Below are 13,218 nucleotides of genomic sequence, written 5' to 3'. Positions count from 1 at the left end.
TCCAAGAGGGCCAACGTCGTCCCTCGGCTTAATGCATATGCCACACGACGACGACGGGAGAGCCGATGCGTACGCCGCGCCAGCCGTCCCAGCATTCCGAGAATGGCCAGAAGCGGTCCTTCATGGATGCTCGCCCTGCTGCGCAGGGTATGTACGACCCCCGTAACGAGCACGACGCCTGTGGCGTCGGCTTCGTGGCCACCCTCACCGGCGAGGCGAGCCATGCGCTGGTCGAGCAGGCACTCACGGTTCTTCGCAACCTGGAGCACCGCGGTGCCACCGGCTCCGAGCCCGACTCCGGTGACGGCGCCGGCATTCTCTCTCAGGTCCCGGACGCGTTCTTCCGTGAGGTGGCCGGATTCGAGCTGCCCGAGGCGGGCTCCTACGCGGTCGGTATCGCCTTCCTCCCGGAGGAGACGGCGACCGACGCGGACCCGAACATCGACGAGGCCGTCTCACGTACCGAGACGATCGCCCGTATCGAGACGATCGCCGCCGACGAGGGCCTGACCGTCCTCGGCTGGCGCGAGGTGCCTGTCGCCCCCGGACTCCTCGGCGCCACCGCCCGCTCGACGATGCCCGCCTTCCGGCAGATCTTCGTCGCGGACAGCGCCGCGGTGCCCGCCAAGGGCATCGACCTCGACCGCAAGGCCTTCGCGCTGCGCAAGCGCGCCGAGCGCGAGGTCGGCGTCTACTTCCCCTCGCTCTCCGCGCGGACCATCGTCTACAAGGGCATGCTGACCACCGGCCAGCTGGAGCCCTTCTTCCCCGACCTGTCCGACCGCCGCTTCGCGTCGGCCGTCGCGCTCGTCCACTCGCGTTTCTCCACGAACACCTTCCCGTCGTGGCCGCTCGCCCACCCGTACCGCTTCGTCGCGCACAACGGCGAGATCAACACGGTCAAGGGCAACCGCAACTGGATGGCCGCGCGTGAGTCGCAGCTGGTCAGCGACCTGTTCGGGGACAAGGGCCTGGAGCGGGTCTTCCCGATCTGTACGCCCGACGCCTCCGACTCCGCGTCCTTCGACGAGGTGCTCGAACTGCTCCACCTCGGTGGGCGTTCGCTGCCGCACTCCGTGCTGATGATGATCCCGGAGGCGTGGGAGAACCACACCACGATGGATCCGGCCCAGCGCGCCTTCTACCAGTTCCACGCCACGATGATGGAGCCCTGGGACGGCCCGGCCTGTGTCACCTTCACCGACGGCGTCCAGGTCGGCGCGGTCCTCGACCGCAACGGTCTGCGCCCCGGCCGCTACTGGGTCACCGACGACGGCCTCGTCGTCCTCGGCTCCGAGGTCGGCGTTCTCGACATCGACCCCGCGAAGGTCGTCCGCAAGGGCCGCCTGCAGCCCGGCAGGATGTTCCTCGTCGACACCGCCGAGCACCGCATCATCGAGGACGACGAGATCAAGGCCGGCCTCGCCGCCGAGCAGCCGTACGCGGAGTGGCTCGAAGCCGGCGAGATCGAGCTGTCCGACCTGCCCGAGCGCGAGCACATCGTGCACACCCACGCCTCGGTCACCCGCCGCCAGCAGACCTTCGGCTACACGGAGGAGGAGCTGCGCGTCATCATCGCGCCGATGGCCAAGACCGGCGGCGAGCCGCTCGGTTCCATGGGCACCGACTCGCCTATCGCCGCGCTGAGCGAGCGTCCGCGACTGCTCTTCGACTACTTCACCCAGCTGTTCGCGCAGGTCACCAACCCGCCGCTGGACGCCATCCGTGAGGAACTGGTCACCAGTCTGCGCTCCTCCCTCGGCCCCGCCAGCAACCTGCTGGAGCCGAGCGCGGCCTCCTGTCGTAGCGTCACCCTGCCCTTCCCGGTGATCGACAACGACGAGCTGGCGAAGCTCATCCACATCAACGCCGACGGCGACATGCCCGGCATGAAGGCCGCGACCCTCTCCGGCCTCTACCGGGTCAGTGGCGGCGGCGACTCCCTCGCCGCCCGCATTGACGAGATCTGCGCCGAGGCCGACGCGGCCATCGACAACGGCGCCCGTCTGATCGTCCTGTCGGACCGGCACTCGGACGCCGAGCACGCGCCGATCCCCTCGCTGCTGCTCACCGCCGCCGTCCACCACCACCTCATCCGCACCAAGCAGCGCACCCAGGTGGGCCTGCTGGTCGAGGCCGGTGACGTCCGCGAGGTCCACCACGTCGCCCTGCTCATAGGCTTCGGCGCCGCCGCCGTGAACCCGTACCTGGCGATGGAGTCCGTCGAGGACCTGGTCCGCGCCGGTACCTTCCTGCCCGGTATCGAGCCCGAGCAGGCCATCCGCAACCTGATCTACGCGCTCGGCAAGGGCGTCCTCAAGGTCATGTCCAAGATGGGCATCTCGACCGTCGCCTCCTACCGGGGCGCCCAGGTCTTCGAGGCCGTCGGTCTCGACACGGCCTTCGTCGGGAAGTACTTCCTCGGCACCGCCACCAAGATCGGCGGCGTCGGCATCGACGTCATCGCCAAGGAGGTCGCTGCCCGGCACGCCAAGGCGTACCCCGCCTCCGGCATCGCGCCCGCGCACCGCGCTCTCGACATAGGCGGCGAGTACCAGTGGCGCCGCGAGGGCGAGCCGCACCTGTTCGACCCGGAGACGGTCTTCCGCCTCCAGCACTCCACGCGCACCCGCCGCTACGACATCTTCAAGAAGTACACGGACCGGGTGAACGAGCAGTCCGAGCGGCTCATGACCCTCCGTGGGCTTTTCGGCTTCAAGTCGGACCGGCCGTCGATCTCCATCGACGAGGTCGAGCCCGTCAGCGAGATCGTCAAGCGGTTCTCCACCGGTGCCATGTCGTACGGCTCCATCTCCCTGGAGGCGCACGAGACGCTCGCCATCGCCATGAACCAGCTGGGCGCCAAGTCCAACACCGGTGAGGGCGGCGAGGACGCGGACCGTCTGTACGACCCCGCGCGCCGCTCCAGCATCAAGCAGGTCGCGTCCGGCCGCTTCGGTGTGACCAGCGAGTACCTGGTCAACGCGGACGACATCCAGATCAAAATGGCCCAGGGCGCCAAGCCCGGCGAGGGCGGCCAGCTGCCCGGCCACAAGGTGTACCCGTGGGTCGCCAAGACCCGGCACAGCACCCCCGGCGTGGGCCTCATCTCGCCGCCGCCGCACCACGACATCTACTCCATCGAGGACCTCGCCCAGCTCATCCACGACCTGAAGAACGCGAACCCGCAGGCGCGGATCCACGTGAAGCTGGTCTCGGAGGTCGGCGTCGGCACGGTCGCCGCCGGTGTCTCCAAGGCGCACGCGGACGTCGTCCTCATCTCCGGCCACGACGGCGGAACGGGCGCCTCGCCGCTCACCTCGCTCAAGCACGCGGGCGGTCCCTGGGAACTGGGCCTCGCCGAGACCCAGCAGACCCTGCTGCTCAACGGGCTGCGCGACCGGATCGTCGTCCAGACCGACGGCCAGCTGAAGACCGGCCGCGATGTCGTCATCGCCGCGCTGCTCGGCGCCGAGGAGTTCGGTTTCGCGACCGCGCCGCTCGTCGTCTCCGGCTGCGTCATGATGCGCGTCTGCCACCTCGACACCTGCCCGGTCGGCATCGCCACCCAGAACCCGGTGCTCCGCGACCGGTTCGCCGGCAAGGCCGAGTACGTCGTGAACTTCTTCCAGTTCATTGCCGAAGAGGTCCGCGAGATCCTCGCCGAGCTGGGCTTCCGCACGATCGAGGAGGCCGTCGGCCACGCCGAGACCCTCGACGTCGAGCGGGCCGTCAACCACTGGAAGGCGCAGGGTCTGGACCTGGCCCCGCTCTTCTACGTGCCGGAGCTGCCCGAGGGCACCCCGCTCCACCAGGTCATCAAGCAGGACCACGGTTTGCAGAAGGCGCTCGACAACGAGCTGATCAAGCGCGCCGCCGACGCCCTCGCCGCGAACAGCGCCACCGACGCCCAGCCGGTCCGCGCCCAGGTCGCCATCCGCAACATCAACCGCACGGTCGGCACGATGCTCGGCCACGAGGTGACGAAGAAGTTCGGCGGGGCCGGTCTGCCCGACGACACCATCGACATCACCTTCACCGGCAGCGCCGGCCAGTCCTTCGGCGCCTTCCTGCCGCGCGGAGTCACGCTGCGCCTCGAAGGCGACGCCAACGACTACGTCGGCAAGGGTCTGTCGGGCGGCCGTGTCATCGTCCGCCCGGACCGGGGCGCCGACCACCTCGCCGAGTTCTCCACCATCGCGGGCAACACCATCGCGTACGGCGCGACCGGCGGCGAGCTGTTCCTGCGCGGCCGGACGGGCGAGCGGTTCTGTGTCCGCAACTCCGGTGCCACGGTGGTCTCGGAGGGCGTGGGCGACCACGGCTGCGAGTACATGACCGGCGGTCACGCGGTCGTCCTCGGCACGACGGGCCGCAACTTCGCGGCCGGTATGTCGGGCGGTATCGCGTACGTCATCGACCTGGACCGCGACAACGTCAACGTCGGTAACGCGGACGCCGTCGAGGCCCTCGACGACTCCGACAAGGTCTGGCTGCACGATGTCGTGCGCCGCCACCAGGAGGAGAGCGGCTCGACGGTCGCCGAGAAGCTTCTGGCCGAGTGGGACGTCGCCGTCGAGCGCTTCAGCAAGATCATCCCCAGTACGTACAAGGCAGTGCTCGCCGCCAAGGCCGCCGCCGAGCAGGCCGGTCTCACCGAGACCGAGATCACCGAGAAGATGATGGAGGCGGCGACCAATGGCTGATCCCAAGGGCTTTCTGAACCACGGCCGCGAGGTCGCCCAGTCCCGCCCGGTGGACGTACGTCTCAAGGACTGGAACGAGGTCTACGTCCCCGGTTCGCTCCTGCCGATCATCAGCAAGCAGGCGTCCCGCTGCATGGACTGCGGTATCCCGTTCTGCCACAACGGCTGTCCGCTGGGGAACCTGATCCCCGAGTGGAACGACTACGCCTACCGCGAGGACTGGACCTCGGCGTCCGAGCGCCTGCACGCCACCAACAACTTCCCGGAGTTCACCGGCCGGCTGTGCCCGGCTCCGTGCGAGTCGGCGTGCGTGCTGGGCATCAACCAGCCCGCGGTCACCATCAAGAACGTCGAGGTCTCGATCATCGACAAGGCCTGGGAGACGGGCGATGTCGCCCCCCAGGCCCCGGAGCGCCTCTCCGGCAAGACGGTCGCGGTCATCGGCTCGGGTCCCGCCGGTCTCGCCGCCGCCCAGCAGCTGACCCGGGCCGGTCACACAGTCGCCGTGTACGAGCGCGCGGACCGCATCGGCGGCCTCCTGCGCTACGGCATCCCCGAGTTCAAGATGGAGAAGCGGCACATCAACCGCCGTATCGAGCAGATGCGCGCGGAGGGCACCCGCTTCCGTACGGGCATCGAGATCGGCCGCGACCTCAAGGCGACCGACCTGCGCAAGCGGTACGACGCCGTCGTGATCGCCGCCGGTGCGACGACCGCCCGTAATCTCCCCGTCCCCGGGCGGGAGTTGAAGGGCGTCTACCAGGCGATGGAGTACCTGCCCCTGGCGAACAAGGTCCAGGAGGGCGACTTCGTGGCCCCGCCGGTCTCCGCCGAGGGCAAGCACGTCGTGGTCATCGGCGGCGGCGACACGGGCGCGGACTGCGTGGGTACCGCCCACCGCCAGGGCGCGGCCTCCGTCACGCAGCTGGAGATCATGCCGCAGCCGGGCGAGGAGCGGAACCCGAACCAGCCCTGGCCGACCTTCCCCATGCTCTACAAGGTCACCTCGGCGCACGAGGAGGGCGGCGAGCGCGTCTACTCCGTCTCGACCACCCACTTCGAGGGCGACGAGCACGGCGACGTGCAGTGGCTGCACCTCACCGAGGTCGAGTTCATCGACGGCAAGCTGACGCAGAATCCGGGCACGGAGCGGAAGATCCCCGCCCAGCTGGTCACCCTCGCCATGGGCTTCACGGGCACCGACCGCGACAACGGCCTCGTCGACCAGTTCGGCCTGGACCTCGACGAGCGCGGCAACATCGCCCGCGACGCCGACTTCGCGACCAACGTCCCGGGCGTGTACGTCGCCGGTGACGCCGGCCGCGGCCAGTCGCTCATCGTGTGGGCCATCGCCGAGGGCCGCTCGGCGGCTCGCGGAGTCGACCGCTTCCTCACGGGCGTGAGCGAACTCCCGGCCCCGATCCGCCCGACGGACCGTTCCCTGATGGTCTGAGGGTCACGAGGGAGACCTGACGGCCCCTCAGAAGACGTCCCGTACAACGGCGTACGGTACGAACAAACCGCGGCGCTCGCCACAGTCCCCGACCGGACGTGGCGGGCGCCGCGGCGCGTTCGGCGTCAAGACCGCTCGGACTGAGGCACCTTGTACGTGTCCCCGTACACCTTCCACTCCAGCGGTGTACGAAGGTCCAGGTTCCCCTCGTCGAGGAAGCGCCGTTGGGCCGTGTCGACGCGGCTGGTGTTCACGCCCGGCCGCTTGTCCAGCATCGCCTTGCGGCGGGCGTCGAGGAACGCGCCCAGGTACGCCTTCTCGTCGCCGCCCTCCGCCGGGCTGTCGGCCTTCTTCAGGGCGGCGGTACGGATGCCGCCCACGCTGAACCAGTCGGTGCCCGGGCCGTGGTAGACCATCGCGTCGTAGTAGACGAACTGGCCCAGCAGCCCCAGCCCGTCGCGGACGGCGAGCCGCAGCGCCGGTTCGAAGTAGCCCTTGTCCCGCTTCTCGTCCTGGGCCTCGCGGAACGCGGCGACCTTCGACTCCTGCTTCCAGGCAGCCGGGAACCCGGGATCCAGACCCTCGTGCGAGTCCGTGCCGTCGACCGCGCGCAGTGCCGGAAGGTAGGACGCGAGGGCGTTGTCCGGGTGCTCCTTCGTGTAGGCCTCGACGAGGGTGAGGAGGTCATGGGTGCCTGTGCAGAAGCCGATGATGCCGGCCGTGTAACCCTGCCCGTCCCCGATGTCCTCGACATAGCCGTATGCGCTGCGCCAGTCGAGCGTGCTGTTCTCGGCGCTCGCCACGATCTGCTGGGCCAGCTCCTTCTTCGCCGGGTCCGCGAGCGTGGCCTCCGCGTCGAGCGAGCCGGTCTCCATCCGCCTGGCGTCGGGCCCGCGAGAGTCGTCCGAGGCGACGGACAGACAGGCGGTCGTTGCCAACAGCGGTGCCACGGCGAGGAGGAGAACGCCGGTTCGTTTCATGGGCAAAGGGTACGTGGGGCCCTCGCTCGTCCGGGTGACGTACTCTCAGCATTTGCGTCAGTCCGGCGCATTCCGGTAAGGAGCCAACCCGTGGCCGCGATCAGTCTCACCAAGGTGGAGGAGAGCGCTCCCGCGCTGGTCAGCCTGTACAAGAGCGCCGGGGCGGCCGTGGACCGGCACGGGCTCGGCGGGCAACCGGCCGCCGTCTATCTGGTGGTCGACCACTCCGGCTCCATGAAGCCGTACTACAAGGACGGCAGCGTGCAGGCGCTCGCCGACCGGGTGTTGGGGCTGGCGGCCCATTTCGACGACGACGGAACGGTTCCCGTCGTCTTCTTCTCCACCGACATCGACGCCGTGACCGGTATCGCGCTCGACGACCACGCGGGGAGCGTCGACCGGATCGTGGCCGGGCTCGGACACATGGGCAAGACCAGCTATCACCTCGCCATGGACGCCGTCATCGAGCACTACCTCGACAGCGGGTCGACGGCCCCCGCGCTCGTCGTCTTCCAGACCGACGGCGGCCCCGTCAACAAGCTCGCCGCCGAACGGTACGTCTGCAAGTCGGCCCGGCTGCCGCTGTTCTGGCAGTTCATCGGGTTCGGGGACGCCACGAGCAAGCAGTTCGACTTCCTGCGGAAGCTCGACGAACTGGCGGTGCCGGACCGGCGGGTCGTCGACAACGCCGGGTTCTTCCACGCCGGTTCCGATCCGCGCGCCGTGTCCGACGACGAGTTGTACGACCGGCTGGTGGGCGAGTTCCCGAAGTGGCTGGTCGCGGCGCGGGCGGCAGGGATCGTCGGCTGACACCGGCGTACGACCCGTTGGCACAGGTGCTCCGTCGTGCCACCCTGAGGATGATCCGAGGGGGAGGCAGTACGGATGAACACGGCTGTGGGCAAAGGGAGTTCAGCGCGCAGGGGTGAGGCCCCCAAGGGCGAGAAGCTGGCCGACTGGGCCGACGGACGGCTGGGCCTCTACGCCCTCGCCAAGGCCAACATGCGCAAGGTCTTCCCGGACCACTGGTCCTTCATGCTCGGCGAGATCTGCCTCTACAGCTTCCTCATCCTGATCCTCACCGGCGTCTACCTCACCCTCTTCTTCGAACCGAGCGGCGTCGAGGTCGTCTACAACGGCTCGTACACCCCGCTCAACGGCGTCATCATGACCAGGGCGTACGAGTCCACGCTCGACATCAGCTTCGACGTACGCGGCGGACTGCTGATCCGGCAGATCCACCACTGGGCGGCGCTCGTCTTCGTCGCCGGGATGCTCATCCACATGATGCGCGTCTTCTTCACCGGCGCGTTCCGCAAGCCGCGCGAGCTCAACTGGGCGTTCGGCTGGACCCTGTTGTTCCTCGGCATCATCACCGGTCTGACCGGCTACTCGCTCCCCGACGACCTGCTCTCCGGCACCGGCCTCCGCTTCGCCGACGGCGCGATCCTGTCCGTCCCGGTCGTGGGGACGTACCTCTCGATGTTCCTGTTCGGCGGGGAGTTCCCGGGCCACGACATCATCTCGCGGCTCTTCCCGATCCATGTGCTGCTGCTGCCGGGGATCATGCTGGGGCTGGTCGTCGCCCATCTGATCCTGGTCTTCTACCACAAGCACACGCAGTACCCGGGGCCCGGCCGCGACCAGAAGTCGGTCGTCGGCATGCCCTTCCTGCCGGTCTACATGGCCAAGGCGGGCGGCTTCTTCTTCCTCACCTTCGGTGTGCTGGCGGTCCTGGGCGGCATCGCCAGCATCAACCCCGTATGGGCGTTCGGCCCCTACCGCGCCGACCTGGTCACCACCGGCGCCCAGCCGGACTGGTACCTCGGCTTCTCCGAAGGGCTGATCCGGGTGATGCCGGGATGGGAGATCAACGCCTGGGGCCACACCCTGGCGCTGGGCGTCTTCATCCCCTTCTCCCTCTTCCCGCTGATCATGGCGGCCATCGGTGTGTACCCGTTCATCGAGGCCTGGATCACCGGCGACAAACGCGAGCACCACATCCTCGACCGGCCACGAAATGTCCCTGTCCGTACGGGACTTGGTGTGGCCTGGCTGAGTCTGTACGCCGTGCTGCTGATCGGCGGCGGCAACGACATCGTGGCCACGCATCTGCATCTGTCGATCAACGCGATCACCTGGTTCGTACGGATCGGGTTCTTCGTGGTGCCGGTGCTCGCCTTCGTCGTGACGAAGCGGATCTGTCTGGGGCTCCAGCGCGGCGACCGCGACAAGGTGCTGCACGGCAGGGAGACCGGCACGATCAAACGCCTCCCGCACGGCGAGTACGTCGAGATCCACGAACCCCTCCCGCAGGACGCGCTGTTCACCCTCACCCAGCACGAACAGGCCCCGCCGTACGAGATCGGCCCGCTCGTCGACGCGAATGGCGTCCGCCGCAAGGTCAGCCCCGGGCAGCGGCTGCGGGCCCGGCTGGCGCGGTCGATGTTCGGCCCCGACACGCGGATTCCGAAGCCGACGGTCGAGGAGTACCAGGAGATCACCAGCGGTGATCACTCCCACTAGACCTTCTCTAACAAGTGTTTGGTAGGTTACGGTGGCTCCATGGGAGACGTCGACAGTCCGGCGTACGTATCCGGGCATGGGCTGCTGAAGGGGCGCACCGCCGTGATCACGGCAGCCGCGGGCGCGGGGATCGGCGGGGCCACCGCCCGCCGGTTCCTGGAGGAGGGTGCGCGCGTGCTGATCAGCGACGCGCACGCGCGACGGCTCAAGGAGTACGAGGGGGAGCTGGCCGCCGAGTTCGAGGGCGCCGTCGACTCGCTGCCGTGCGACGTCACCGACGAGGGTCAGGTGCGGGCTCTGTTCGACGCGGCTGTGGAGGCGCACGGGCGGCTCGACATAGTCGTCAACAACGCCGGTCTCGGCGGCACTTCGGCCCTCGTCGACATGACGGACGAGCAGTGGTCGAGGGTGCTGGACGTGACACTCAACGGCACGTTCCGGTGCGTACGGGCCGCGTTGCGGGCCTTCAGGGAGAGCGGTTCCGGAGGTGTGGTCGTCAACAACGCGTCCGTCGTCGGCTGGCGGGCCCAGGCCGGGCAGGCGCACTACGCCGCCGCCAAGGCGGGCGTGATGGCGCTGACCCGGAGCGCGGCGATCGAGGCGGCGGAGTACGGCGTCCGGGTCAACGCGGTGTCACCGAGCCTCGCCATGCATCCCCACCTCGTGAAGGTGACGACCCCCGAACTCCTGGCGGAACTGACGGCCCGCGAGGCCTTCGGGCGGTACGCCGAGCCCTGGGAGGTGGCCAACGTGATCGTGTTCCTGGCGTCCGGCTACTCCTCGTACCTGACCGGAGAAGTCGTCTCCGTCAGCAGCCAGCACGCTTAGGACGACTTATGTCTGGGACCACAATGGACACGTGCCTCCTACGAAGAAGAAGCCCCAGGTGACCGCCGTACCGGCCCGCCGTCGCGAACTCCTCGACACCGCCGCCGAGGTCTTCGCCGAGCAGGGCTACAACGCCACCACCGTACGCAAGATCGCGGACCACGCCGGCATGCTCGCGGGCAGCCTCTACTACCACTTCGACTCCAAGGAATCGATGCTGGAGGAGATCCTGCGCACGTTCCTCGACGAGCTGTGGCACGGCTACGACGCCGTCCTGGACGCCGAGTCCGGGCCGCGCGAGACGCTGGAGGCGCTGGTCACCGAGTCGTTCCGGGAGATCGACCGGCACCGCGCAGCCGTCGCGATCTACCAGAAGGAGAGCAGGCAACTGGTGGTGCAGGAGCGGTTCGCGTTCCTGGCCGAGTCGCAGCGCAAGTTCGAGAAGGCGTGGCTGTCCACGCTGGAACGCGGAGTCGCCGCCGAGGTCTTCCGCGCCGACCTCGACATCCGTCTCACCTACCGCTTCGTGCGCGACACCGTGTGGGTCGCCGCGTCCTGGTACCGGCCCGGCGGACAGCACAGCCCGGAGGAGATCGCCCGGCAGTACCTGTCGATGGTGCTGGACGGGATCGCCGTCCGCACATAAGTCCACAACTCGTGTAACTCATAGGGGAGTCTGGGGAGTTGCCATGGCCGAGGCCTATGTCGTCGAAGCGGTCCGTACGCCCGTCGGGCGGCGCGGAGGTGGTCTGAGCGGGGTGCATCCCGCCGACCTGGGCGCGCACGCGCTGACGGCGCTGATGTCGCGGGCCGGGGTGGACCCGGCCGCCGTGGAGGACGTCGTCTTCGGGTGCCTGGACACGGTGGGGCCGCAGGCCGGGGACATCGCCCGCACCTGCTGGCTGGCCGCCGGGCTGCCCGAGGAGGTGCCGGGGGTGACCGTCGACCGGCAGTGCGGGTCCTCGCAGCAGGCCGTCCACTTCGCCGCGCAGGCCGTGCTGTCCGGCACCCAGGACCTGGTCGTCGCGGGCGGCGTCCAGAACATGTCGATGATCCCGATCGCCTTCGCCTCCCGCCAGGCCGCCCTGCCCCTGGGGCTGACGGAGGGCCCGTTCGCGGGCAGCATCGGCTGGCGGGCGCGGTACGGGGACCGGGCGGTGAACCAGTTCGCCGGTGCCGAGATGATCGCCGCCAAGTGGGGCATCAGCAGGCTGGACCAGGAGGAGTTCGCGCTGCTCTCGCACGAACGGGCGGTGCGGGCCATCGACGAGGGCCGCTTCGCGCGCGAGACCGTGGCCTACGAGACGGTGACCGTGGACGAGGGACCGCGCCGGGACACCTCCCTGGCCAAGATGGCCGGGCTGAAGCCCGTCATCGACGGCGGAACCATCACCGCCGCCTGCTCCTCCCAGGTGTCCGACGGCGCCGCCGCGATGCTGCTCGCCTCCGAGCGGGCGGTACGCGAGCACGGGCTGCGCCCGCGGGCTCGGATCCACCATCTCTCCGTACGGGGCGAGGACCCGATCCGGATGCTGTCGGCGCCGATCCCGGCCACCGCCCACGCCCTCAAGAAGACCGGCCTGTCCATCGACGACATCGACCTGGTCGAGATCAACGAGGCCTTCGCGCCGGTCGTCCTGGCGTGGCTGAAGGAGACGGGTGCGGATCCGGCGAGGGTCAATGTGAACGGCGGGGCGATAGCCCTGGGGCACCCGCTCGGCGCGACCGGCGTGAAGCTGATGACGACGCTGTTGCATGAACTGGAGCGCACGGGGGGCCGGTTCGGGCTGCAGACGATGTGCGAGGGCGGGGGACAGGCGAACGTGACGATCATCGAGCGGCTTTGAACGCCTCGGTGGCTGATTTGAAGGGGCGTGTCGCTCTTGTCACCGGCGGTACGCGTGGAGTCGGCGCTGGTATCGCCCGGGCCCTTGTCGAGGCCGGTGCGGAGGTCGTGGTGTGCGCTCGTCGGCCGCCCGAAGTCCCGTTGCCCGGCGTGGAGTTCACGGCTGTGGACCTGCGGGACCGGACCGCCGTGCACGACTTCGTCGGGGGGCTGCCGCGGCTCGACGTGCTGGTGAACAACGTGGGGGGCAGTCCTTATCGGCCGCTGGGTGGTGACGGTGACGGTGGCGCTGATGTGGAGCGGCACGCGCGTGTCATCGAGCTGAACCTGATCACGCCGCTCACTGTGTCCCTCGCGGCGTACGAGCACCTGAAACGGGCCCGGGGCTCCGTCGTGATGATCGGCAGCGTCAGCGGGAGCCGTCCGTCGCCGGGGACCGCCGCGTATGGCGCCGCCAAGGCAGGGCTGGAGCATCTCGCCCGGTCGATGGCCGTGGAGTGGGCGCCCGACGTGCGGGTCAACACCCTCGTCGTCGGCATGGTCAGGACCGAGCTGTCCCACCTGCACTACGGCGGCACCGACGGCCTCGACGCGGTCGCCCGCACGGTGCCGCTGGGCCGCCTGGCCGGCCCGTCCGACATCGGCGCGGCGGCGGTGTTCCTCGCGTCGGACGCGGCGGCGTACATCAGTGGGGCGAGTCTGTTGGTGCACGGCGGTGGGGAGCGGCCGGCGTTCCTGGACGCGGCGACGGCCAACAAGGGGGGTGGCTGAGGCGGGGAGTTTCTTCGCCCCCGCCGCCCTTACCCGTTCCCATCCCCTGGGGGCTGCGCCCCCAGACCCCCCTTTCGCGCTGAACGCGCTCGTCCTCAATCGCCGGAC

The 13,218-nt window shown here is 69.3% G+C and carries 9 protein-coding genes; 8 read left to right on the top strand and 1 reads right to left on the bottom strand.

The annotated features are described in order from the left end of the window. Positions 1 to 65 precede the first annotated feature (65 nt). Together gltB and ACWDR4_RS26800 are read left to right on the top strand one after the other, a co-directional pair. On the top strand, positions 66 to 4,706 hold the full coding sequence (gene gltB / locus ACWDR4_RS26805; protein ID WP_450412389.1) for a glutamate synthase large subunit: 4,641 nt from the start codon (positions 66 to 68) through the stop codon (positions 4,704 to 4,706). Continuing rightward, entirely contained in the window at positions 4,699 to 6,159 is a 1,461-nt protein-coding gene (locus ACWDR4_RS26800; protein WP_450412387.1) for a glutamate synthase subunit beta, read from the top strand. Before gltB ends, ACWDR4_RS26800 begins: the two co-directional genes overlap by 8 nt. Positions 6,160 to 6,284: 125 nt before the next feature. Here ACWDR4_RS26800 and ACWDR4_RS26795 read toward each other — a convergent pair whose 3' ends face one another. Beyond that, positions 6,285 to 7,139 carry a chitosanase gene (locus tag ACWDR4_RS26795; protein WP_450412385.1) on the bottom strand — a complete coding sequence of 285 codons (855 nt, stop codon included), beginning with the start codon at positions 7,137 to 7,139 and terminating at the stop codon, positions 6,285 to 6,287. 90 nt (positions 7,140 to 7,229) lie between these two features. Here ACWDR4_RS26795 and ACWDR4_RS26790 point away from each other — a divergent pair, with 90 nt between their 5' ends. The 6 genes from ACWDR4_RS26790 to ACWDR4_RS26765 all read left to right on the top strand — a co-directional run bounded on the left by ACWDR4_RS26790 (position 7,230) and on the right by ACWDR4_RS26765 (position 13,110). Continuing rightward, entirely contained in the window at positions 7,230 to 7,949 is a 720-nt protein-coding gene (locus ACWDR4_RS26790) for a vWA domain-containing protein (RefSeq protein ID WP_450412383.1), read from the top strand. Positions 7,950 to 8,024: 75 nt separating this feature from the next. Continuing rightward, positions 8,025 to 9,665, top strand: coding sequence for a cytochrome bc1 complex cytochrome b subunit (gene qcrB, locus ACWDR4_RS26785; RefSeq protein WP_450412382.1), 1,641 nt, complete (start codon positions 8,025 to 8,027; stop codon positions 9,663 to 9,665). 39 nt (positions 9,666 to 9,704) lie between these two features. Further along, positions 9,705 to 10,493, top strand: coding sequence for an SDR family oxidoreductase (locus ACWDR4_RS26780; RefSeq protein WP_450412380.1), 789 nt, complete (start codon positions 9,705 to 9,707; stop codon positions 10,491 to 10,493). Positions 10,494 to 10,524: 31 nt separating this feature from the next. Continuing rightward, positions 10,525 to 11,139, top strand: coding sequence for a TetR/AcrR family transcriptional regulator (locus tag ACWDR4_RS26775; protein WP_450412378.1), 615 nt, complete (start codon positions 10,525 to 10,527; stop codon positions 11,137 to 11,139). Positions 11,140 to 11,182: 43 nt separating this feature from the next. After that, a complete protein-coding gene (locus tag ACWDR4_RS26770) occupies positions 11,183 to 12,340 on the top strand; it encodes an acetyl-CoA C-acetyltransferase (protein ID WP_450412376.1) in 1,158 nt (385 codons plus the stop codon). A gap of 17 nt (positions 12,341 to 12,357) precedes the next feature. Next, positions 12,358 to 13,110, top strand: a complete 753-nt coding sequence (locus ACWDR4_RS26765; protein ID WP_450412526.1) for an SDR family oxidoreductase — start codon at positions 12,358 to 12,360, stop codon at positions 13,108 to 13,110. The last annotated feature ends 108 nt before the right edge of the window (positions 13,111 to 13,218 follow it).

This window comes from Streptomyces sp. NPDC000878 (assembly GCF_053599695.1).
This window is presented reverse-complemented; position numbering and strand designations above follow the sequence as displayed.

Coding starts and splice junctions, on each gene's coding strand:
- ACWDR4_RS26800 (WP_450412387.1), top strand. CDS start 4,699: ATGGCTGATCCCAAGGGCTTTCTGAACCACGGCCGCGAGGTCGCCCAG.
- ACWDR4_RS26780 (WP_450412380.1), top strand. CDS start 9,705: ATGGGAGACGTCGACAGTCCGGCGTACGTATCCGGGCATGGGCTGCTG.
- gltB (WP_450412389.1), top strand. CDS start 66: ATGCGTACGCCGCGCCAGCCGTCCCAGCATTCCGAGAATGGCCAGAAG.
- ACWDR4_RS26770 (WP_450412376.1), top strand. CDS start 11,183: ATGGCCGAGGCCTATGTCGTCGAAGCGGTCCGTACGCCCGTCGGGCGG.
- qcrB (WP_450412382.1), top strand. CDS start 8,025: ATGAACACGGCTGTGGGCAAAGGGAGTTCAGCGCGCAGGGGTGAGGCC.
- ACWDR4_RS26795 (WP_450412385.1), bottom strand. CDS start 7,139: ATGAAACGAACCGGCGTTCTCCTCCTCGCCGTGGCACCGCTGTTGGCA.